This is a genomic window from Rhizobium ruizarguesonis (assembly GCF_017357285.1).
GTDB classification, from domain to species: Bacteria; Pseudomonadota; Alphaproteobacteria; order Rhizobiales; family Rhizobiaceae; genus Rhizobium; species Rhizobium ruizarguesonis.
The window spans coordinates 374119-396750 of sequence record NZ_CP071680.1; the positions used below are offsets into that span (position 1 = coordinate 374119).

The window sequence follows — 22632 nt, forward strand, 5'->3', positions numbered from 1 at the left end:
GTCTGAGATGAGCAAAACCGAAAGGTCGAAGCCCAAGTATCCCTATTTCGAGGAAGAGACTTCGGTCGACGTCGTCAACGCGAGAATGGGGCCGGCCGTCGATCCACGCCTGCGCGAGGTCATGTCCGTTCTGGTGAAGCACCTCCACGCGGCGATCAAGGAGATCGAGCCCACGCACGAGGAATGGCTCCAGGGGATCAAATTCCTCACCGAGGTCGGGCAGATGTGCTCGGATTGGCGTCAGGAGTTCATCCTGCTTTCCGACACCCTCGGCGTCTCGATGCTGGTCGACTCCATCAACCATCGCCGCCCCAACGGTGCGACGGAGAACACGATCCTCGGGCCGTTCTATGTTCCAGCGGCTCCGCGCTACGCCAACGGGACCAACATCTGCCTGGACGGCAAGGGCGAGCCGATGGTCGTGTGCGGACATGTCGTCGACACCGATGGCAAGCCGATCGCCGGCGCTCTCGTCGACGTCTGGCAAACCAATGACGACGGCTTCTATGACGTGCAGCAAAAGGACGTGCAACCCGACTGGAACCTCCGCGGCGTATTCACCACGGAAAACGACGGCTCTTACTGGTACCGGGCGGTCAAACCCCGCTACTACCCAATCCCCGACGACGGTCCGGTGGGCAAACTGCTGGGTCACCTGGGCAGACATCCCAACCGAGCCGCGCATATCCACTTCATCGTGAGCGCGCCGGGCTATGACCCGGTCATCACCCACATCTTCGAGCCGAGTTGCCAGTACTTGGCCGAGGACGCGGTTTTCGGCGTGAAGGACTCGCTGATCGCGGACTTCGAGAAGGTGACCGATCCCGCACGGGCGTACGAACTCGGCTTTGGAGGCCCGTTCTGGTCGGTCGACTGGGACTTCGTGCTCGCCGCCAAAAATGCCGCCGCCAAGGAGAAATGACGATGCCGCAACTCACCTTCGAGCTTCCCGACACCGTCGTGGTAACAGGGGCATCGTCCGGCCTCGGGCATGAACTTTGCAGTCTGCTCGTCGAAGCGGGTGTGGCGACCGTCGGAGTCGATCTCTCGGCTGCTCAGGACGATCTCGCCGCTCTTGCGGGGTATCACCATGTCGCGGGAGATGTCGCCGGCGAGGCGACCTGGGACAAGGTCGTCGCCCGTCTGAGGTCTTCGGACGCGAAACGCATCGGTCTCGTGACGTCGGCAGCCATCCTAGACGTCGGCACGATCTTGGACGCCACGCCTGCGATCATCTCCCGGGCGCTCAACGTGAACGTCGTGGGCACTGCCCTGGCGATCAAATCCCTGCTGCCGCTGATGATCGAGGCCCATGTTGGGGCGATTGTGGCTGTGGCCAGCGTCAACGCCACTTTGGCAGAACAGCAGCTTGGCATCTACAACGCCACGAAAGCAGCGGTGCGGCAGTTGGCCCGCACGGTCGCGCTCGACCACTCCCGAAGTGGCGTCCGCGTCAATGTTCTCAGCCCCGGACCCATGTTGGCCGGCCTCTTCAAGCGTCACCTCGAATCCGCCACGGACAGCGACAGGTTCCTGGCGACGCGATCAGCGCGCCAGCCCGGCGGCCGCATCCTGGAGGCGCGCGAAGTCGCCCAGGCCGCGATGTTCCTTTTGTCGAGTGGCTCGACGGCGGTTCTAGGCGCGGACCTCGTCGCCGACGGGGGACTGACCACCAGCTTTGATTTCCGAACTGGGGAGGAAGGCGCTTCGATCTGACGCGCCCGCCATATTTGAAACGATCCAAGGGACTAGAGAAATGGAAACTGGACTGAAGGGTAAAATTGTTTTCATCACAGGTGCCGCCAACGGCATCGGTCGTGCGACCGCGGTGGCGTTCGCACGGGAAGGCGCAACGTTGGGCCTCGTAGACATCGACGAGAAGGCCTTGGCCGAGGTCAAGGTCGAAGTCGCCGCAGCGGGCGGCATGGCCCACACCGCGAAAGCGGACCTGTCCACGGGGGCCGGCGTATCGGCGGGCCTGGACGAGTTGCTCAAGGCGACGGGCGGCGCGGTAGACGTGCTGGTGAACAATGTCGGCTCAGGCGCGATCCGCACCTTCGACCAGCTGACCGACGAGGAATGGGAGAAAACCTTCTCCCTCAATTTCATGAGCTATGTCCGGGCTACGCGGAAGCTGCTTCCGATCCTCCGCGAGCGGAAGGGTGTAATCGTCAACAACGGTTCCGATCTCGCCCGTCAGCCCGAGCCCGTGCCGATCGACTACTCGGCGTCGAAGGCCGCCGTGCTCGCCCTCACAAAGGGCCTCGCGCGCGCCGAGGGCAAGGCGGTGCGGGTCAACGCGGTCGCTCCGGGACCCATCTGGACCCCGTTCTGGACCAAGCCTGGCGGCTTCGCCGAGACGATGGGCGCGTTCCACAAGATGGAGCCGCAGGCGGCTGTCGAGCACGAGATGAAGCTGCGGCAGCTTCCCCTCGAACGTCTCGGGACGCCCGAAGAGGTCGCCAACGTGGTGGTCTTCCTTGCGTCCGACCTTGCCAGTTTCGTCACGTCGGCTGTTTGGGGCGTGGACGGCGGCAGCATCCGATCGATCTGACCCCATCATTGTATATCTATAGGATACAATGTTGATCTCCAGCGCGCAATTTATCGCGCCGGCGCTCCAGTATATAAAAAGACAATTCAAACGCATGCGGCGCGTGGCCGCTGGAGTATGGCAATGACTGGGAAAAACGGCATCGAGTTGCTGGCGGCGTTCTTCACTCTCGGAGGCGACGTCTATCCGTTCGGTCCGACCGAAATCAGTCCGATCCCCTTCAAGGATCGCGTCGAGGCGGCCGCCAAGGTCGGCTACAAGGGCATGGGCCTGATCCACGCAGACGTTCAGGCGACGGCCGCCCAGATCGGTCTCAAGGAAATGAAGCGGATCGTCGACGACAACGACATCAAATACCTCGAGTACGAGTTCCTCTCCGGCTGGTATCTCGACGGCGAGCGCCGGGCGAAGTCGGACGTCATGCGGACGGAGATGCTTGAGGTGGCGCAGCGTCTCGGAGTCCGAAATCTCAAGATTGCTCCCGGCCTCGGAAGCGATCTCTACGCGCCGACCGAAGCGGAAATGACGCCCGACGTCGACCGCATGCGCGAGGCATTCGCCGGAGTGTGCCGCGATGCGGCCGAATACGGCGTCAGGGTGGTCATGGAGATCATGCCGTTCTCCAACGTCAGGACGCTGGAAGTGGCGCGCGCGATCGTGGAAGGGGCGGATCAGCCCAATGGCGGCTTGCTCATCGACATCTGGCACATGGCGCGCGGCGGCATCCCCTACAAGGACATCGAGAAGATCCCGTCCAGGTTCATCGGGTCGATCGAGCTGGACGACGCCGACGCCGACGTGAAGGGCCTCCTTTGGGAAGACACCATCTACCATCGCCGCCTGCCCGGCGAAGGTGTGCTGAAACCCAAGGAGTTCATCCAAGCCGTCAAGAACGCCGGTTACGAAGGCCCGTGGGGCGTCGAGATCATCAGCGAGACCTACCGGAAGCTTCCGCTGGCCGAACAGGCCAAGCGTTCCTTCGAAACCACCATGGCCCAGTTTAAGTAAAGAAGGAAGACAAGATGAAATACCCCACCGAAAAGCGGATGCTATGGTTGTCCCAGGTCCGCAGCGTCCCTTATCGGCAGCGCGTGGAGCTTGCGGCAAAGAATGGCTTCGGTTGGCTTAGCACTTCTCCGATGGATTACAAGAACACGCGCGCGGGCGGGCTGTCGGACAAGGACATCCGTTCGATCGCCGCCGACAACGACGTCCGGCTGAGCTACCTTGACCCGCTCACGAGCTGGGTCCCCGACGGCCTGACCCCTGGCGAAGACCCCGACATCAAGCCCTACCTCGAAACGACGCCGGACGACTTCTTCCGGATCGCCGAGGCCTTGCAGGTCGACCGCATCCACCTGATCGGCAGCTTTCCGGAGGGTCGTTACACCCTCGACGAGCTCACTGGCCACTACGCGGCGCTGTGCGACCGCGCCGCCGAGAACGGACTCAAGTGCCTTATCGAGGCAATGCCGCTCTGGGGCCTGAAGACCGTGGACGAAGTCTGGACGATCGTCAGGGACGCCGGCCGGAAAAACAGCGGGATCATCTTCGACACCTGGCACTATGTCCGCGGCGGCCGCAACGATGCGCTTCTCAAGGAAATCCCGGTCGGAACGTTTGACACCGTACAGATCGCCGATGGTCCCCTTGTCTGCCCGCCGGGGCGCTCGATGAAGCGGGACTGCCTCTCCTACCGGGTGCCGATCGGTCAGGGAGAAATCCCCAACCTTGAAATTCTCAAAATCCTCAAGGACGCCGGGCATATCGAAAGCGTAGGCCCCGAAATCTTCTCCGACGCGCTCGACAAGCTCGAAGGCGACGAGATCATGTCGCGCCTGATGCCGGGTTTCGAAGCCCTTCTCCAAGAACTCGCCAGGCATGAACCATTGTAGCCGGCGGCAGGATGTCCCTGCCGCCGGCCCGACGTTTCCCCCGCCGACCAGACATAGCAGTCGGGCGCTCAAACGACACATCACCGAGGAGGAAGAATATGGGTAGGCTTCAAGGCAAGGTGGCAATCGTCACCGGCGCGGCTCAAGGCATCGGGCGCGCCGTCGCCGAGCTGTTCGCGGCGGAAGGCGCGCAGGTTATCGCTGGAGACGTCAAGCAGCAGCCAGTGGCTCTCGCAGGCATCATGAACCAAGACCTGGATGTCTCCGACGAAGCCAATTGGAAGGCCGTCGTCGACTTCACACTCCAGGCTCATGGCCGGATCGACGTTCTCGTGAACAACGCGGGAATCGTCTTCAACTATGGGCAGATACTCGACACTAGCCTTGCTGATTGGAACAAGGTAATCGGCGTCAACCTGACCGGATCGTTCCTGGGCATGCAGGCCGTGCTGCCCGCGATGCGCAAGGCCCGCTCGGGGTCGATCGTCAATTTCTCCTCGATCTGGGGGAATGTGGGTGTTCCCGGTGCTGCCGCCTACAACGCCGCGAAGGGCGGCGTCCGCAACATGACCAAGAACGCCGCGGTGTCCTATGCGCCAGACAACGTTCGCGTGAATTCCGTCCATCCCGGGCTCATCCGCACTCCGCTGGTCACGGCCCAGTCCGAGGAGATGAACAACGGCATCATCAGCAACACGCCGATGGGTCGCATGGGAACGCCAGAAGAAGTGGCTCAATGCTGCCTGTTCCTGGCGAGCGACGACTCCTCGTTCGTCACAGGAAGCGAGCTGGTCGTCGACGGCGGCTATCTCGCTCAGTAGTTTCGCGAACCCGAGGTCACGGAAATGGTGAACAGCCAGATCGAACCAACGATCTACTACGGTGGCAGCTGCAAGACTTCATGGTCCCCAAGGTGTCGATGCGGGCTCTTGCATTCGCGGCGAGTTTCCATTTCTTCCCCGCGCTTCTATCGGTAGGCGTGGTTCACCAAGAACCACGCTCGATGAATTTGCCGAACGCGCCCAAGTGGGCCGCGATGACATCTCGGGTCCTTGATTTGTAAGCATGAAATACGAGCTGAGACCTGAGCATTTACGCGCGATCGGCTTCGAATGCTCTTGATTTGTGGCTGCCCACTTAGCCGTTTCGCGTGGCGCACCAGAACGACCGTACGGCGGACGCCTTTTTCCCACGGAACGCAAAACTGTTTCCCCCAAGCGCGTCTTTATCCCACTTCGCGACACTAGCATAACCATGGCCGAGGGAAGAGGAGGAAAATATGTTCAATACCCTTAGACTAGCTTTCGCCACCAGCATTTCCATTTCTGCCGTTATGATCGGAAGCGCCAGCTACGCCGAAACGATGAAGCTTGGTCTCTCGATGCCGACACTCAATACACCGTTTTTCACGGTATTGGTGAACGCGGCGACCGAACAGGCCAAGTCGTCCGGCGGGGATGTGGTTCAGACGACCAACGCCAACCGCGACGCAAGCCAGCAGGTCACTGACTTCCGTAATCTGATTAACGCAGGTTCCAACGTCATCCTGGCCGGCGTGGTCGATCGTGCCGCTATCAAGCCCGCTCTGGACTACGCGAAAAGCAAGAATGTTCCCGTCGTCATAGTCGACGACAAGCCAGCGGCCGGTGACGTCTACGCAGTGGTGCGGGCCGACAATCTTGCCATGGGCGCGCGTGCCGCGGAAGCACTCGCGGCCGCGATGGTCGACAAGAACGCGACGGTTCTCAACATCACTGGCGGACTGACAACGACCAACGGCCGAGACCGCAAGAATGGTTTCGACGAGGCCTTCAAGAAAATCTCGACCGCAACGGTGATCGAGCAGACGGCCAACTGGGATGGCCCGCAGGCCGCCAATGTCGCCTCGACGGTGATGAGCGGCAATTCAGAAATCGCTGGCATCTATCTGGCGACGGACACACTCTACTATGATCCGGTTGCCGCCGCGTTGAAGTCTCGTGGCCGCCTCGCAAAGGTCGGTGAGGTTGGTCACATTGCAGTCGTCGCAATCGACGGCGGTGCGAGCGCTCTCAAAGCCATCCGCGACGGCTATCTGGATGCGACGGTTTCGCAGCCGGTCACCGATTATGCCAAGTACGGCGTCATGTATCTCCAGGACGCTCTGGACGGCAAGGAGATGAAGGAAGGTCCGACCGATCACGACAGCACCGTGGTCAAGGACGGTAAGTACTTCGTGGACAATCTGCAGTCTCCCGTCGTGACGAAGCAGAATGTCGACGACAAGGGCCTCTGGGGCAACGCCAAATAGTCACAACATTTGTCCTGGAGTGCTGAATTATGCTGGAAAGCCCGTCGGAACAACTTGTCGCAATCGACAGCGCCGTAAAGCGTTTCGGAGGGACCGTTGCTCTGAACGGGCTTTCCATATCGATAAAAAAGGGGGAATCTCACGCCCTGATCGGTCGGAACGGTGCTGGCAAATCTACCCTGGTATCAATCCTGACCGGGTTGCGAGCGATCGATTCAGGGTCCTTTCTCCTGAATGGTGCCGCTCCCCCCGCGTTGAACGATCGAAACGCTTGGCGCGAGGCGGTGGCGTGCGTCTACCAGCACCGAACTCTCGTGCCGGATTTGACCGTGGCCGAGAATCTCTATCTCGGACGGTATCAGGGCAAACAGATGATCTCGTGGCGCGGCCTCAACCGCCAAGCGGCGGCCGCGCTCGAAAGCTGGGATATTCCGATCCTGCCTACCACTCCGGTCCGCGAATTGGGGGTTGGAGAGGCCCAGATGGTGGAAATCGCCCGCGCCCTTAGCCAGGGCTCAAGGTTCGTCATCCTGGACGAGCCGACCGCGCAGCTGATTTCCAGCGAGATCGACCATCTGATCGAGCGGGTGAACGAACTGCGCGCCAAGGGGATCACCTTCCTTTTCATCTCACACCACCTCGACGAGGTCCCGAAGGTTTGCGACGCGGTCACCGTGCTGCGAAACGGGCGCGACGTATTGCATGGCAACGCGAGCAAACTCACGACAGCCGAAATCGTTTCCGCGATGGTGGGCGACGAGGGGGCGGGCAAAGCGCTCACCTCCAGTGAGAAAGTGTGCCGCCCAGCCTTGCCCACGAGCACGCCGGTGGTACTCGAAGCGAACCTGCGGCTTGATGCATGCGAGGACCCTCTCGGTCTCGCGTTGCGGGCGGGCGAGGTCGTGGGTTTCGCCGGACACTCGGGGTCAGGTACCCGTCAAATCGCGCTTGCCCTCGCTGGCCACTATTCAAAATGGTCCGGTGCGATCAAATTGAACGGAAGGGAAATTCCGAAGCCCTGGAAACCGCCAACGGCGGTGAAAAATGGGGTCGCACTCCTACCGGAGGACCGGATAAAGACGGGCCTGGTCGGCGAAATGTCGATCGAAGACAATATGACCCTGCCGAGCCTGAAGGCATTCACCAACCGCGTACTTTTGAACGGCAAGGCGCGTCGGAAGTTCGCGGAGGACAATCGGTCCGAGCTCGGCGTTGTCTGTCATTCCGTCAGACAAAATGTCGGTGAGCTGAGTGGCGGCAATCAGCAGAAGGTACTTCTGGGGTCCGCATTGAGCACGAACCCCAGCGTACTAATTCTCCTGCACCCGACCGCGGGCGTCGACATCGCGTCAAAGGCAACCATTCTCGACATCGTTGAGCAACGACGACGTCGAGGACTTGCAGTCATTCTCGTCAGTGACGAGCCAGAAGAACTCGCGTTCTGCGACCGAGTACAGGTCTGGGTTCGCGGCAAGAAAGTCGTCGAGAAAAGCGGCATGAACGAGGAAGAGCTCGTGTCCGCCATGGAAGGCTTTCACATATCTCGGGAGGAAAAATGACCCACACTCAAACAACAGGCGTCACCGGAACGGACCTCCGTTCCCGCCGGCTCCTCAGCGACCTGTTCCAACCTGAATGGGCGATCGTGCCGGTTCTGGTTGTCGTCATGATCGTAGGCACGCTTCTCAACAACGCGTTCCTCTCGTACGACAACTTTTACGGCGTAGTGCAGCAGGCCAGCGAACTCGGCGTGCTCACGATGGGACTTACCCTGGTTCTGATCGCCGGCAAGTTCGACTTGTCACTCGAGTCGACCTTCGGCCTTGCGCCGATGGTGGGTGTGTACTGCCTCCTCGAAGCAGGTGGCTCGGGCCTCAATCTTGCGAATTCGCCGCTTCTGGCGCTCCTGGTGATCTTCGCTGTGGGTGCCCTTATTGGCGCGTTCAATGGATTGCTGGTGATCTATCTTCGGTTCAACGCCTTCATCGCAACCTTGGCGACGCTGATCCTCCTGCGCGGCATCAGCCTCGGATTGACTCGCGGCGAGACACTCTCCGATCTGCCTGTGCTCCTCACATTCCCAGGAGACTCCACGTTCCTGGGTGTGCCTGTCTCCTTCCTGCTTGCGTTGACCTTGCTCGCCGTTCTTACGGTCCTCCTGTCGCGGCACCGGGTTGGAAGAATGCTTTATGCCGTCGGTGGAAACCAGCAAGCAGCTCGGGTCGCCGGCATCCCGGTGGAGCGTGTCTTGATGGGAGTCTTCATCGTTGCGGGCATCCTTGCTGCGCTGGCGGGGTTGCTGCAGGCGGGCCGGATCGCGTCCATTCCTTCTTCGCTCGGGCAAAACCTGATCTTCAACGCATTTGCGGCCGCGGTCCTCGGTGGAGTCAGTCTCAACGGAGGGCGAGGCACGATCGCTGGTGCGTGTGGCGGTGTGCTGCTGCTTGTCCTCATTCAGGATGTTTTGGTTCTCTCCCAAGTACCCGCCTATTGGATCAACGCGACAACAGGCGGCATCATCCTGATCGCTCTATACATCAGTAAAATTAGTGGGGCGGATAAAGGCAACTGAATAACTCCGCTGGCTCATTCAAGCTTGAAATGGCGGCCGGTTGGCCGCCGTTCTATTTCACACCCTCCGCTGGTCGGAAGATGTGACCGTCCCCTTCAATTATCGCGAGACGAGGTCGACGGTCCCAATACACGCTGCAGCAGCTATCGGATGATCAGCGTCGTCACGCCTTCAACTTCTTCGATGGCGCAGCGACTGCTCAGCTCTCGTCGCTGTGCTGTGGTAGGTAGCGGTGCTGCAGCGATGCTGGACTCGCCCTTGTGGGCAGCGTTGGTTCTGGCTTTGAGATCGCGCAGGGTCTTCAACTCCAGTTCGCTTGGAGCCGGCGTGACATCCAGGTTCTCCGCGAACTGACCTTCCACCGCAAGTCTCCTGCACATTCTCTCTGGTCACACCGGGATGAAGCGACATGACGGTGAATTCCTTGGTCACCAGGTCGGGCCTCCAGATCGCTAGGTCTTTAATCAGCAGCGTGGATCCTTTGGTCGCGATGCCGAGGCGTTCGCGGTGATCGCCACCTTCGCGGGTGTCCGAAGAAGGTAACGAAGTCGATTTTATCGACCACGCCGCGGGTCGACTGAGCCATGGTGATGTAGATTTCGCCGCACGACCTTGCGATCTCGGGCGCTCCGCCGCCGGGCAGCCGGGTCTTCGGTTTTTCGTAGCCGCCGATGACGGTCGTGTTGATGTTGCCGAACTTATCGAACTGCGCCGCACCGAGGAAGCCAATCGTGACGCGGCCGCCCTGAAGCCAATAGCGAAACATCTCAGGGACCGAGACCGTCGTCACCGACGTCTCGCAAAGGTCGCCGTCGCCGATGGAGAGAGGCAGAACGGTGGGAGCCGTCCCGGATCGTACCGGATTCATAAATGGGCGTGATGTCGGGAGCGTGGGTCAGCCGGGCGACGTTGCATGCCGCGGAAGGCGCTCCGGTCCCGACGAAGCAGACGTCGGAATTGGACCGCGCCCTGGCGGCCGTGACGGTCATGGTCTCGTTTGAGTGAATGGCCCGTACATTTGGCGGACCTCAGATGTGCGACGCGTCGTTCGAAGTCTTCGCGCGTCGCCGACAGGACTTCGCCCTTGATTGCGCGATCCCCAAAGCAGGGTTGCCAGCGCTATACCGCAGTGGCGCTTGCGATCGGCTCAGTTTCATTCCATCGACACCAGTATCTTCATCTTTCCGCCGCTTGGATCGAGGAGTTCGCGGAAGCCCTTTTGCACGACGTCTTCCATCGCGATTTCGGCGTCGACGATCTTCTCGGCCGGATAAAGTCCTGTCCTCATCATCTCGAAGATTCTAGGCCAGATGGTCAGCGGGTAGTTCAGCGAGCCCCGCAGCGTGATGTCTCGCATCGTCAGGTCGAACGGGCTGATCTCGGCGGGGCCGCCCATCAAGCCCACCTGGACGACGGTGCCCTGTGCGCGCACCGCCTGGAGGCAGGCGTGCAGCGCGCGGGGATGGCCTGCGCATTCGATGGCGGCGTCAACCCCGACACCCTCTTCGGTGCCGTCCTTGATCGTGGACAGGAAGTCCGAGGAACCAGGATCGAGGATTGTGACATCGTTCGAGAGCGCCGCGATACGCGCCCGACGGTTGGTGTTCGGCTCGCTCACAAAAATCCGGGTGACACCTGCGGCAATAGCGGCGAGAACCACCAGCGCCCCGATCGGGCCTGCGCCCGTGATAAGGAGCGTGCCACCAGGCTTCAAACCTGACCGATCAACGGCATGCACCGCGACCGCTGCGGGTTCGACAAGCGCACCTTGCTGGTCGGTCACGTCGTCGGGCATGCGGATCGCATTGTATTCGTGGACGATGGCGCGCTTCGCCATGCCGCCCCATGGCCAATTAAGGCCGACGACTGAGGCCCTTGGCCCCAGGAAGGAGAGATTGCGGCTGCCGAAATAGTCTGCTCTTGGGCCGATCTGCGGCTGGATCGACACGCGGTCTCCAGGCTTCAGCGTCTCGACGCCAGGGCCGACCGAGGTCACACGTCCCGCGAACTCATGCCCCAGGATTTGGGGCAGGATTGCCCCGCTATAGGCATTCGGCGTTCTTGGCGTGAAGATTGGGCCGGACTCATATTCATGCAGGTCGGTGCCGCAGATGCCGCAGAATGTCGGCTCGACGATGACCTGACCGTGCTGCGGTGTCTGGGGCTCCGGCGCGTCCTCGACGCGGACGTCATGCCTTCCGTAATAGCGCACTGCCTTCAAAGCGATCTCCTGTCGATTGCGACAGCCGCATGGCTTCGCGATCGTGACGTTCCTCGGCCGTCCTTTGCAGAAGGACAGCGACGTCGGGCTTTAATCCTGGGGAGATCGTTCATTCGCGAAAAAGGCAGATGACCTACCTGGTCGAACCTCCCTCCGGCTCCCACTCCGGCGTTGGGTGAGATAATAGCTTTGCCGCAGGCGGCAAAAAGGGATCAAAGCGGAAAACACTTTCCCGCTCGCCGCGAAAATCGACGCGCTAAGGCGGCTTGCGGCGGACTATCCGTCTTGTCCATTTTCAGCCAACTGGTTGGATCACGGAAACCTTGTCGATATAGGGGGCAATGTCTAGTCGAGTTCTCCCTGCCGCCCCTTTTCCGCGAGGAAGTCCACGACCGTCCTGACGCGTGGCAGCAGGTGTCGGGTTACGGGCCAGACGGCATAGACAGACACTGGGACATCTGCGATCTCATCGAGGACCGAGACCAACGCGCCTGTCTCTAGGTGAGCTCTCACGAGCGAACGAGGCATCTGGCACATCCCCAAACCCGCCAACGTCGCCGCTACGATAGCCTCTCCGTCTCCGAACTGGTGCGACACGGGTGGCAAGTAGCGGATCGGGGCACCGTTGGAGTCCTTGATGCGCCAGCTCGCGGAGTTGTCTCGCCCAAATCCGCAAATGCAGTCGTGACGCTGGAGGTCCGCCACGCTCTGAGGGGTTCCTCGTGTTTCCAGGTACGATGGCGCGGCGACCACAACGGATGGCTGCTCGGTGAGCTTCTTCGAAATCAGTCCGGTGCAGTCGCGTGTTTCGCCGAACCGAACCGTGAGATCGACACCCTCTTCGACGGGATCGACGATCTTGTCGGTGAACGAGAGCGACAGCGTCAAGCCCGAGTAGCGTCGCGAAAAGTCCAGCAGTAAGGGCATGAGAATCTGGCGACCGAACGCTGCGGGGGCGTCGATCCTCAACCTTCCGGATATGGCTTGGCTTTTCGACAGCAAGGTGGTCTCCGCCGCCTCGATCTCGCCAAGCGCATGTCGAAGGCTCGCGAAATAGGCCTCTCCGTCCGGAGTGAGGCTCAAGCTCCTGGTGCTTCGATGGAGAAGCTTGATCCCGAGTCGCTCTTCCAGTTTCGTGACGCTTTTGCCGACTGCGGACTTCGTGATGCCCAGTTTGGCGGCGGCTGCCGTGAAGCTGAGAGCTTCAGCGGAATGCACGAATGCGATGACTCCGTTCAACTGGTCGACCTGAGTCATTGTAAACCTGTGTTCCACACACTGGAGAGATATGAAGCCTTCTGTTCCCTGAGGGTTACATTATTCTACAGCGCACGCGCAAGCAAACCCGAACATCGACAATCGCTTTCGCGCCAAACGCAAGATTGTGCGGGTCATGGATCGCCTAACCGAGATCGAAGTGTTCATTCAGATAGCGGAGCACGGCAGCATCACCAAGGCTGCCGATGCGCTCGACATGTCGGTGTCGGCCACAAGCAGAAACCTGCAATCCCTCGAGGAGCGCCTCAATGCCAGGCTGGTGCAGCGCACGACCCGGCAACTCAGCCTGACAAGCGAAGGGGAGCACTTCTACCAGCGGGGCAAGGAGCTCATCACCGGAATGCTCGACGCCGAAGCGAGCGTCAGCGCGGGAGCGATGAGCCCGAGCGGGCTGCTCCGCATCAGCGCCTCGCTATCATTTTGCCTTCTGCATCTCAGTCCTCTGATCCCTTCGTTTACTCAGCGATATCCGAAGGTGAGGGTCGAGGTCGTCGTCTCGAACCGCTACTACGATCTCATTGAAAACGGCGTCGACCTCGCGATCCGCACCCGCCGCGTGGAGGCGGACTCATCGATCACTATCCGTCGGCTCGCGGAGACACGGCGGTTGCTGGCAGCGTCGCCCGACTATCTGGCACGGCGCGGAGTGCCGACCAATCCAGGCGACCTCGCAAACCATGACCTCCTGCTCTATACGCTCGCCGACAACTGGAACCACCTGACCTTCCGGAAGAACGGTGAGGCTGTCACGATTTCGGTGGCTGGCCTCCTGAACTCCAATGACGGACAGATAATAAGAAAGGCCGCCTTGGACGGCCTCGGAATTTTGGCGCAGCCGACATATATCATCAACGAGGACCTCCAGTCCGGTCGACTTGTCCGAATCATGGATGATTGGGATTTGCCGCGCCTGACGATGAATATCGCATATCCGACGCGGCATCATCTCCCAGCAAAGACCCGCCTCTTCATCGATTACCTCGTCAAAGAATTCAAGGACAAGGACTACGAGGCGCTGTGGACCGCGTAGTCGCTTGGAAGCCCATTTTTTGATATCGAAAGTTCAGCGAGCCGCATCAGTGTTTTTCGCGAGATTTCGCAATATTCGCAGCGCCTTGCCATAGCCAGCATTAGAGAGGCGATACCGTCGAATACCTTTCGAGGGATCAAATTCTATCTCGTATGCCCAGGCGATTTCACCAGGTTACCTATCACGAGACATCCCCTGGACTCTGCCAGCGCGCAAATGCGGCGGTATCGATCAATCCTGTGATCTCGGTGCTCAAAGCGATATCTCCCACCCCGGTATTGGGTTGTGAGGTAGATGTCCCAAGAGCGTCCACCGGACTGTGTCAACCCCATGCCGTAACGTGCGAGCGCCATCAATGCATATTGCTGGCAAAACAATGATTACCGGTGTTCGGATAGCAAGCTTCCAGCAGCAGAAAAGGGCCCGGATTGGGACAAATTGTTAAGTCACTGCCCTGAAGCCGACGATCTGCTCAAGGTTATGGTGAGCGCTTAGCAGCGTGCTGACGGCGCTCGCGGCCTGGTCCCAGCCGCCAAATGCCTTAACCGCTCGCGCGGATGCGACATGCCAGTTAGGCTGAAAGTTCGCGCAAGTCGCCGTTCGGCATGAACTCACACAACGTTGGAAGTCACGATGAACCATTTCAGGCAGAACTTGCTATTTACAGCGCTTACTCTCGGGCTTTTGTTTCCGCTGACCGCCGCCGGATTTGCGAAGGAAACGGTGCGAAACGGTGATTGGGCGATGTCGGTTGTGCCGTCGGTGAATCTATATCGCATAACTCCAACCTTTTTTCGCAGCGCGCAGATCCGCAAGAATGATGTGAGAGCCATTCGCTCGCTTGGCATTAAGACGATCGTCAGTCTTCGCGCATTTCATTCCGATCGTAACTTGCCAGGACTTGACAAAATCAAGCTTGTCGGCGTCCCGATGAACACTTGGCATATCGAGGATGAGGACATTATCGCGGCGCTACGCGCCATCAGAAACGCCGAGAAACTCGGTCCCGTACTTTTGCATTGCCAACACGGGGCCGATCGCACTGGAGTCGTCACGGCAATGTACAGGATAGTTTTCCAGAAATGGAGCAAGGAAAAAGCTTTGGACGAACTCCAGAGCGGTGGTTTCGGCTACCACGCAATTTGGGCGAACATCCCACGGTACCTACGTACGGTCGATGTAGATAAGATCAGACATGCAGTGAACTGATTCCTTCAAGGGATGATCTCGCGAAAGCGGGCAAAGCCTCGATTGTAAGGCGGGTGGCGGGTCTCGCAGATCAGCGGATTAGGCGACCCAATGCTAAGGCATTGCCGGCATGACAAAGCCGGCTTTGGGGAAGGACGCGCGGCAAGCGGGAGGGTGAAAGCCCCTCAGCGGACTGACTTGCCTCGGTGAAGGTCTAGGAAATGCGGGTTAATTTCTACCGTGGGCTTCCCATCTCGGCAATACACCCGGTCCCTTTGTCGGGCGAAATGAGAAATTGACCCCCTAACGAAACGAAGAACTGACCCCTCGTATCAAAACGAGGAGAGATGGATGACGAACGAGATTTCGACGCATCCTGCATTGTCGCGAACGATGCAGGACGGGGATATGCTTCAGGCTGATGAGGTGGTGGCAATGTTGCGGCTGCATGAGCTGGGTTGGGGCGCCAAGCGCTTATCGAAGGAATTCGGCTGTGCCCGTAATACGGTTCGGCGATATCTACGAGAGGGCGGCGCAACACCTTTCAAAAGGCCGGTTCGTCGAACTGCTTTCGATGGACTTGATGACTGGCTACGCGAGCGCTTTTTCCGGCACGATGGCAACTCAGATGTAATCCGTCAGGAGTTGGCGAGTGAGCACGGCATCATCATCGGCCTGCGCTCAGTGGAATTGAGAGTTCGTCATTGGCGGCGGGAATTGAAGGCGCAGAAACGTGCGACAGTTCGCTTTGAGACGGCTCCTGGCCATCAAATGCAGATCGACTTTGGCGACACGAAGGTGTGGATCGGGGGCGAGCGGGTTCGCATCCACGTGTTCGTCGGAACGCTCAGTTACTCGCGTCGTTTGCACACGCGTGTCTCGCTCAGGGAGCGCCAAACGGACTGGTTCGAAGGAATGGAAGGCGCTTTCCTGCGGTTCGGGGGAATTCCCGCGGAAGTGCTGATCGACAATGCCAAGGCTCTGGTCGAGCATCATGATGCGGTGACGCGTGAGGTGAGATTCAATGAGCGTCTGCATGCCTTCGCTCGGTACTGGGGCTTCATGCCACGGGCTTGCGCACCATATCGAGCCCGCACGAAAGGCAAGGACGAGCGCGGGGTTGGTTACGTCAAGAAGAACGCAATCGCTGGTCGCCGCTTCGAGAGCTGGGCCGCATTTGAGGCACATCTAGATCGGTGGACACGCGAGGTTGCCGATCAGCGCGAGCACGGGACCACCGGCATCAAACCGGCAGATCGGTTTGGCGATGAGGCGAAGGCGCTACGCCCCCTGGCGGGTCGGGCACCGTTTGGACAGTTGCGGGATCTCGTTCGCAAAGTTCAGTCAGATTGCGCCGTCGACCTCGACACGAACAGCTATTCGGTTCCCTGGCGCCTGATCGGCGAGAGTGTTCAGGTAGTGGTGTTGGCTGGCCGCGTCATCATACGACATGCCGGCCAGGTGGTGGCCGATCATGCGGTTTGCGCAGGACGGCGACAACGGATCGTAGACCGGGCTCATTTTGTCGGCGTGGCCGGAGCAGATGGACTGGTGCGAGCCATCGCACCCGTTGAGCTTCCGCTTCCCGCTCTTTTGCGTCCGCTTGCGGAATACGAAGCTGTCGTCGGAGGAGGATGGTGATGGCAAACGTTGACCACGACTTGCTGATCGCAACTCTCGATCGGCTGAAGTTGACGGCAATCCGCGACCAGCTCGATACGCTGCTGGATGAGGCGGCCCGTTCAAAGATGAACCTGCGTGAAGCGTTAGCGTTCCTGGTGTCGCGCGAAATCGCACGGCGAGATGAGCGGCGCATCTCCATGTCAAGCAAGCTGGCACAGTTCCCTTTCGTGCGTGAACTGGACGGCTTCGACTTCGAGGCGCAGCCATCGCTGGATCCAGGTCAGATCAGGGAACTGGCAACTTGCCGCTGGATCGCCCACGGCGATACGGTTCTGTTCCTCGGGCCGCCTGGAACGGGAAAGACCCATCTGGCCGTGAGCCTCGGCCGCGAGGCGATCCGTCAGAATTACAACGTTCAGTTCGTCACGGCAGCTACCTTGGTGGCGATGCTGGCCAAGGCCCACAGCGACGGCACGCTCGACAAACAGCTGACACTCCTGTCGCGACCGAAGCTGCTGATCATCGACGAACTGGGCTATCTTCCCTTCGAGGCCAACGCCGCCCATCTGTTCTTCCAACTTGTATCCCGGCGCTATGAGAAAGGTTCGGTCCTGATCACCTCAAACCGCTCCGTCGGCGAATGGGGGAGTGTTTTTGGAGACCCCGTCGTAGCCACCGCAATATTGGACAGACTGCTTCACCATTCGACGGTGATGACCATCCGAGGGGACAGCTACCGGCTTCGCGAAAAGCGCCGCTCCGGTCTTCTGCAGAAGACCGGAGCGGCGCTCGAAACCAACGAAACCACAAACAAATGACGGGGGTCAGTTCTTCAATTCGGCAAGGGGGTCAATTCTTCGCTTCGCTTGACACCCTTGAAATGCGTGAGCGTCCAGGGGGGGCCAACACTGTTGATGCTCTTCGTAGCGACGAAAGACACATTCCCTCAGCTGTTTCTTCGACCGGTCATTTGAACGTAATTTCGCGAGGGCAATGATCTGACAGACGTGTCTTGTCTGCCGGCCCCGATGCGATCGGCGTGCCGTCGGGTCAACACTTTCCTGATTTTGTTGAGGACATCTGACGGCTCCATTCCCGGGGACAGAACGAAGTAATCAATCGCTATCCGTTCCTGAGGCGGTTGATCTGACCAACACGCTTTGCCAGTCGCCGTCGTCTCCCCCCGCGGCAGATGGGTTAGTGCGATGTCGTCACCGGCTTTCGCGGTCTCGGAGCCTGTAACGATGGGCCACAGGTCTGGCGATTTGTTATCCAGTAACTCGAGGTCGAGGCGTCTGTTGAGGTCGCCTGCAATGATGAAGTCCTCTCCGGCCGCCGCACAGAAGAGACGAGAAAAGGCCAATGCCTTGACCAAAGCCTGATCAGAAAACCATACTCAGAAGTGGCTCACTTCTCGGTGGAAAAACCGGCTCAGTTCCGCGTGGAAACCAACATGGAAGCCCAGCACCAATCGAGACGAACACTGCGAGAGGTCGTTACTCGCGAACTTCGAGACTGTCTCCGTATTTCAGGGCGAGCCGTCTGCAATCTTCGCAATCAAGCTCGATGCCGTCCAGTGTGACTGTCGCAGCCGCCGTGCTGCAAACAGGCTGATCCAACCTGGCGACACGAAGAATGGCGTTACCAAGCAGCATATCACATGGAGCATGTTCTACTTCAGGGCCGCCGACGCTATGCGTGACAATACCCCGCACCGTGGCAAGCCATTTTCGCTTTCGTATGATATTTCTGTCCTCGACCATGAGCGTGCCTCTACCGGAAACCCGGTTAGCTCACCTCGACCTGACCGAGTCACTGCTAGGAAAACCCGTTTAAGAAATCCTTGTTCCGGGGGCAACCACTCTCGATCAGCTCGATTGAACCATTGCATCGCCGAGATTGAGTACCGCGCCTGGGCACACGATGGGAACCTGCGACACGCCTCGTACAAGGGCTCGCGCGAGCGCCAGAACAGGCCGCCGTTTACACGATTGCGTTAATATCGAAATTGGGGGTCGGGGCAGGGATTCGAACCCCGCGTCACAGCTCGAAGGCTGGAAGCAACCTCGGATACCCGAGGGATGGGGAGAGCGCCGCGCTCCGATTACGCTTACGCCCGACTGAACCATTAACTCGTGGCCCTTGCAATTGTTCCAGATAGGCGGCCAACCCACGAGCCCAGCATTGGCCACCGAGCTTTCCCAGGCTACGTCGCCGAACTTTTGTTTTTTGGAGCAGAGGCGTCAAGGTCGGCGGTCAACATCAATGGATGGTCTGGTCACTGATTGCGCTCGGGTTCCGGGGAGTTATCCTATCGCGTGATCTTGACACCTGTGCATCGGCTGAGCGTGGTGAACCATCCGCTCTCGGGTGCGCCCATAAGCGGATTTCGCAGGCCTACCATTGAGAATGCCGAGGCGCACCAGAGCGACGTTGAGCGTGCCATAGGCATCAATTGGGCCCCGCACCCGCTACTTTTACTCGTTGTCATCGCTGAACGACAGTCAGCGCGGCGATACCTGCCTCATCGGCCGCACGCAGAAACGCGTCCCAAAATTGCTCCGGAGCGATCTGACCACTGATCACGTCGACGCAAGCCTTCACCGCAGTGACATATTCTTCGCCGTCATCGGAAGGCCAGTCCTTGAGCAGCATACATGCGGCGTCGCGGAGGGTGCGGACGATCCTATGAGCTGGCTGACCGCGCAGAGCCAGCCCAACGGGTGTGAATGCAGACGTTGCGTCCCAGTCCATTGTCGTCGACCTCAGGTCAGGGATCGCTATCCCGGAGGGGTAATATACGCGTGTATTCCAAAATCGTAATTGACGATTGGTTACCCGGAGTGACGGGGTGTGAAGGCATGCCGCTGAAAAGGAGTGGGCGCTCTACGACGTCGAATCGGAGCGCCCCAAGCTGCATCGGGCTCGTCTCAATCTTGGGTGACAGCAAGGCTTGCGTCCGGATGGTTGATGGATCATCGTTGATGCTGCGAGAGACAATCCGATGTCGAGGAAAGAACTGCGGACCGCTGCCTATGTGGCCGCAGCTTGGTCGATCTCGCGTCGCGACCGTCCGCCTCTTTGAACCCGAGCCAACAAAGTTTTTGGCACGACCATTGGTTAGCCGTTCTATTGTATCGTTGGAGCAGCCAGTGAAATCGAGTGAGCCGATCGAGATATGTGACTGGTCTGCCGAATGGGCGGAGAAATTCCGCGTGATGGCGGCCCTGATCCGCACCGCGCTCGGTGCTCGCGCGAAGCGCATCGATCATATCGGATCGACTGCCATTAACGGCCTCGCGGCCAAGCCGATCATCGACATTCAAGTATCGGTCGTTGACTTTAACCCTTTGGACAGCCTGGTCGAACCCTTGAAAGCCATTGGTTATGTTTGGCGATCTTCCAATCCGGAGCTGGCAAAGCGATATTTTCGGGAGAGCCCAGGCCAGGAACGGACACATATTCATGTCCGGCGTCTAGGGAGTTGGCACGAGCAGTGGCCGCTGCTGTTTCGAGACTATATGCGCATCCATGTCGAGGAGCACGAACCGTACGTCGACTTGAAGCGCAGACTGGCTGCGCGGTTCCAAAACGACCGGGTGGCTTACACTACAGGCAAAGAGGATCACCTTTGGCAGATTATTCGCCGTGCGGACCGTTGGGCGGCTGCGACCGGGTGGATGTCGCGTGTTTCCGACGCCTAGTCGAGAGAACTTGATTTCCTGAAGCCTTGGCAAACTTCGAGAGATGATATGGAAGAACATCTTCGTTACGCAGATATTGATGACAACCAGCAACGCTCTCGTTTGGTGTCCCTGATATTGCAGGTTCCAGAACTGGTGAAGGTTCTCCGGCACCTGGAGGCGATGAGACTGCCGGACTACCTCGTTGGGGGAGGCGCAATCTACCAGACGGTTTGGAACGCGCTGACAGGACGGCCCCGCTGGTATGGCGTCAAGGATATCGATGTCATCTATTTCGACGATAGCGACCTGTCCTACGAGGCCGAAGACCGTGTTATCCGTGCGGTACTCCCTGTCGCAAGGGACTTGCCGATCCCGGTTCAGATCAGAAACCAGGCGCGTGTCCACCTCTGGTTCGAGGAGCGATTTGGTTTTTCGGTGGAGCCACTAACGTGTTCGAAAGACGCTCTCCTTCGATACTCGACAAAGACGCATTCTGTCGCCGTGCGATTGGCGGACCACGACCAATTGCACATCGAAGCCCCCTTCGGTCTAAATGACATGTTTTCATTCCGGGTCGTGCCAAACTATGCATTGGATAACCGAAACACTCACGAGGAGAAGGCTGCGAGGGCAAAAACACTGTGGCCGGAGGTAAGCGTCCATCACTGGTGAAGAGACTGAACGATTTCAGCTTGTATTTGAGTCGAGTGATCGTAAGCCTCCGTTGAGGCCGCAGGTTCGGCCGCTTGATCGTTGAGCCTAGTGCGGCTGCCAATTCCACGGAGTACATTTGTCGAATGACGGTGGGTTCTCAAGAGGGTTTTCAACCCGGTCGTTATCTCCATCCGATGGAGGCGCGTGAACGAATCTACCCTTTCTCGCGTAAGTGATAACCTTCAGCTAAATTCGAGACGATCAGAATTTCGCTAGAATGCGGACGTATTCGCGCTATGATGAGTCGGTTGGTATTTGGGTGCCAGCTTGGGAGATGTTTACGCTCTCTGCCTCTGTCTGCGGGGGTGGGAATTGGGCCTGCTTTCTGATTTCGCGATTGACATTGACGATCTCGAATTCCTCCAGGAGATACTCGTCGACGCATGCAATGAGCTGAAGATTCCTCCAGACCATCAGGGCTTCGTGGCACGGGTTGTAGACCTGCGCTTCCAAGGTCACTCCCGGGAGGAAATCCTTCGAAGCCTTAGGGCGGAGTTCGCGAGTCTCCCTGACCGTGGGCAGAAACATGCCGCCATTAATCCATGAGGACCTTGACGGCGGCGGACCAAGACGCTTCGCGAACTGATCCAGAGTGCGAGTGGCCGGAGCCGATCATCTAAGGAGGCTGCGCGCAGGGTCTTTGACACTCACAGGGCTCAAGTTGCCCGCCCGTGTCATTGCCAGATAGGTCTTCGACCATGAGGATCGTGGTCTATCTGCGAACCGGTGACGGCAGGTGCGGTCGTCGCGCTCTTACACTCTTCTGGACGAAGTTCAGTGTGACTATGCCTGCCTCATCGGCCGCACGCAAAAACACTTCCCGGAATCGTTCTGGCGCAAGTTTCCCTTCGATTGCATCGACGCAGGCTTTCGCGGCGGCGATATATTCGTCTCCATCATTCCGAGGCCAGTCCCTCATCAGGACACGTGCCGCATCTCCCAGAGTCCGTACGATCTTGCTTGTCGCTGGGTCACGCAAAGCAAGCCCGACCGGCGTGAATGCCGACGATGTATTCCAGCACATGTTCCCGCCCCAACGCACAGGCACGGCGTTTCCTGCCTGCAGTATAACGGCACATTTTATACGTTGAATTTTAAGAATATGTGAGGGGACTGCTTGGCCGCGAAGATTTCCACTTACAGAAGAAGAGCAGTCTGCACGTTATTCGGCCGCGATGAGCTGTGTCGAAGATTGTTGCCTACCAGAAGCGCCACAAGGGGCGCTTTGAAAGCGGTGGCGGCGAAGTTGAAACCATTTCCCAAATCCGATTGCCGTCCGGACCGTATGCTCTCCGTCGTCGCCTTGGCCTTCGACTATGGGGTCGGACGAACGTACATCATTTATTACTTCGCACCTGCGGTAATTGTCATACGATTCAAAACGCTAAATAATAACAAAAATCAGTTGCTTACTCGAACTTTCTCGACTACGTTTTTTAAAGAAGAGTTCCGAAATAACCGGCCCTCGCCGGCGATACTCAGTGGTCGTTTGACTCGCTTGAGGGAGGATGATGACTTTGTTTGTCGGACTTCGTTTCTTCGCAATGGTGCAGCGAGTGCGTGATCTCGTCTCGATCCGAT

Annotated in this window: 21 protein-coding genes and 2 pseudogenes; 16 read left to right on the forward strand and 7 right to left on the reverse strand. The window is 58.9% G+C overall.

The window, feature by feature from the left end; all coding sequences use genetic code 11:
- The first annotated feature begins 7 nt into the window (after positions 1-7).
- The 9 genes from J3P73_RS29815 (at position 8) to J3P73_RS29855 (ending at position 9311) form a co-directional block, all read left to right on the forward strand.
- Complete coding sequence (locus tag J3P73_RS29815; RefSeq protein ID WP_207580038.1) at positions 8-922, forward strand: intradiol ring-cleavage dioxygenase; 915 nt, start codon at positions 8-10, stop codon at positions 920-922.
- A gap of 2 nt (positions 923-924) precedes the next feature.
- Positions 925-1716 (forward strand): SDR family NAD(P)-dependent oxidoreductase, encoded by a 792-nt coding sequence (locus tag J3P73_RS29820; RefSeq protein WP_163884394.1) that lies wholly within the window; start codon positions 925-927, stop codon positions 1714-1716.
- Between the two features lie 40 nt (positions 1717-1756).
- Positions 1757-2554 carry an SDR family NAD(P)-dependent oxidoreductase gene (locus J3P73_RS29825; RefSeq protein ID WP_130764229.1) on the forward strand — a complete coding sequence of 266 codons (798 nt, stop codon included), beginning with the start codon at positions 1757-1759 and terminating at the stop codon, positions 2552-2554.
- Between the two features lie 123 nt (positions 2555-2677).
- A complete protein-coding gene (locus J3P73_RS29830) occupies positions 2678-3562 on the forward strand; it encodes a sugar phosphate isomerase/epimerase family protein (RefSeq protein ID WP_075225864.1) in 885 nt (294 codons plus the stop codon).
- Between the two features lie 14 nt (positions 3563-3576).
- Positions 3577-4449 (forward strand): sugar phosphate isomerase/epimerase family protein, encoded by an 873-nt coding sequence (locus J3P73_RS29835; protein ID WP_130655451.1) that lies wholly within the window; start codon positions 3577-3579, stop codon positions 4447-4449.
- Between the two features lie 98 nt (positions 4450-4547).
- Complete coding sequence (locus J3P73_RS29840; protein ID WP_130663463.1) at positions 4548-5270, forward strand: SDR family NAD(P)-dependent oxidoreductase; 723 nt, start codon at positions 4548-4550, stop codon at positions 5268-5270.
- A gap of 458 nt (positions 5271-5728) precedes the next feature.
- Complete coding sequence (locus J3P73_RS29845; RefSeq protein WP_075225868.1) at positions 5729-6739, forward strand: sugar ABC transporter substrate-binding protein; 1011 nt, start codon at positions 5729-5731, stop codon at positions 6737-6739.
- A gap of 29 nt (positions 6740-6768) precedes the next feature.
- Positions 6769-8298, forward strand: a complete 1530-nt coding sequence (locus J3P73_RS29850; protein WP_130663464.1) for a sugar ABC transporter ATP-binding protein — start codon at positions 6769-6771, stop codon at positions 8296-8298.
- Positions 8295-9311 carry an ABC transporter permease gene (locus tag J3P73_RS29855; RefSeq protein ID WP_130663465.1) on the forward strand — a complete coding sequence of 339 codons (1017 nt, stop codon included), beginning with the start codon at positions 8295-8297 and terminating at the stop codon, positions 9309-9311. Before J3P73_RS29850 ends, J3P73_RS29855 begins: the two co-directional genes overlap by 4 nt.
- Positions 9312-9562: 251 nt before the next feature.
- Here J3P73_RS29855 and J3P73_RS29860 read toward each other — a convergent pair.
- From J3P73_RS29860 to J3P73_RS29870, 3 genes and pseudogenes are all read right to left on the reverse strand, one after another.
- Positions 9563-10300, reverse strand: a pseudogene (locus J3P73_RS29860) (CoA-transferase subunit beta); the annotation flags it as partial.
- Positions 10301-10464: 164 nt separating this feature from the next.
- The gene (locus J3P73_RS29865) at positions 10465-11523 is read right to left on the reverse strand and encodes a zinc-binding dehydrogenase (protein ID WP_245483863.1); all 1059 of its coding nucleotides are present in this window, start codon (positions 11521-11523) and stop codon (positions 10465-10467) included.
- A 354-nt stretch (positions 11524-11877) separates the two neighbouring features.
- Complete coding sequence (locus J3P73_RS29870; protein ID WP_130683184.1) at positions 11878-12789, reverse strand: LysR family transcriptional regulator; 912 nt, start codon at positions 12787-12789, stop codon at positions 11878-11880.
- A 136-nt stretch (positions 12790-12925) separates the two neighbouring features.
- On the opposite strand from J3P73_RS29870, the gene J3P73_RS29875 reads away from it, so the two are divergent.
- The 4 genes from J3P73_RS29875 (at position 12926) to istB (ending at position 17469) form a co-directional block, all read left to right on the forward strand.
- Positions 12926-13840, forward strand: coding sequence for a LysR family transcriptional regulator (locus J3P73_RS29875; protein WP_130655455.1), 915 nt, complete (start codon positions 12926-12928; stop codon positions 13838-13840).
- Between the two features lie 633 nt (positions 13841-14473).
- Entirely contained in the window at positions 14474-15049 is a 576-nt protein-coding gene (locus J3P73_RS29880) for a dual specificity protein phosphatase family protein (RefSeq protein ID WP_130655458.1), read from the forward strand.
- Between the two features lie 330 nt (positions 15050-15379).
- The gene (gene istA / locus J3P73_RS29885; RefSeq protein WP_130718813.1) at positions 15380-16669 is read left to right on the forward strand and encodes an IS21 family transposase; all 1290 of its coding nucleotides are present in this window, start codon (positions 15380-15382) and stop codon (positions 16667-16669) included.
- The gene (istB, locus tag J3P73_RS29890) at positions 16669-17469 is read left to right on the forward strand and encodes an IS21-like element ISSme2 family helper ATPase IstB (protein ID WP_130693048.1); all 801 of its coding nucleotides are present in this window, start codon (positions 16669-16671) and stop codon (positions 17467-17469) included. Before istA ends, istB begins: the two co-directional genes overlap by 1 nt.
- Before the next feature lie 678 nt (positions 17470-18147).
- Here the strand turns inward: istB and J3P73_RS29895 are convergent.
- A complete protein-coding gene (locus tag J3P73_RS29895) occupies positions 18148-18414 on the reverse strand; it encodes a hypothetical protein (protein ID WP_130688820.1) in 267 nt (88 codons plus the stop codon).
- A 126-nt stretch (positions 18415-18540) separates the two neighbouring features.
- Here J3P73_RS29895 and J3P73_RS38450 point away from each other — a divergent pair.
- Positions 18541-18651 (forward strand): annotated as a pseudogene (locus J3P73_RS38450) (non-homologous end-joining DNA ligase); the annotation flags it as partial.
- A 487-nt stretch (positions 18652-19138) separates the two neighbouring features.
- Here the strand turns inward: J3P73_RS38450 and J3P73_RS29900 are convergent.
- Positions 19139-19405: a DUF982 domain-containing protein gene (locus J3P73_RS29900; protein ID WP_018071082.1), complete on the reverse strand. Its 267-nt coding sequence runs from the start codon at positions 19403-19405 to the stop codon at positions 19139-19141.
- 398 nt (positions 19406-19803) lie between these two features.
- Here J3P73_RS29900 and J3P73_RS29905 point away from each other — a divergent pair, with 398 nt between their 5' ends.
- Together J3P73_RS29905 and J3P73_RS29910 are read left to right on the forward strand one after the other, a co-directional pair.
- Positions 19804-20355 (forward strand): GrpB family protein, encoded by a 552-nt coding sequence (locus tag J3P73_RS29905; RefSeq protein WP_245002749.1) that lies wholly within the window; start codon positions 19804-19806, stop codon positions 20353-20355.
- 48 nt (positions 20356-20403) lie between these two features.
- Complete coding sequence (locus tag J3P73_RS29910; RefSeq protein ID WP_130688822.1) at positions 20404-21009, forward strand: nucleotidyltransferase family protein; 606 nt, start codon at positions 20404-20406, stop codon at positions 21007-21009.
- A gap of 276 nt (positions 21010-21285) precedes the next feature.
- Here the strand turns inward: J3P73_RS29910 and J3P73_RS29915 are convergent, their stop codons facing one another.
- Together J3P73_RS29915 and J3P73_RS29920 are read right to left on the reverse strand one after the other, a co-directional pair.
- Complete coding sequence (locus tag J3P73_RS29915; RefSeq protein WP_024319978.1) at positions 21286-21579, reverse strand: hypothetical protein; 294 nt, start codon at positions 21577-21579, stop codon at positions 21286-21288.
- 184 nt (positions 21580-21763) lie between these two features.
- Positions 21764-22075, reverse strand: coding sequence for a DUF982 domain-containing protein (locus tag J3P73_RS29920; protein ID WP_130688823.1), 312 nt, complete (start codon positions 22073-22075; stop codon positions 21764-21766).
- Positions 22076-22632 lie beyond the last annotated feature (557 nt).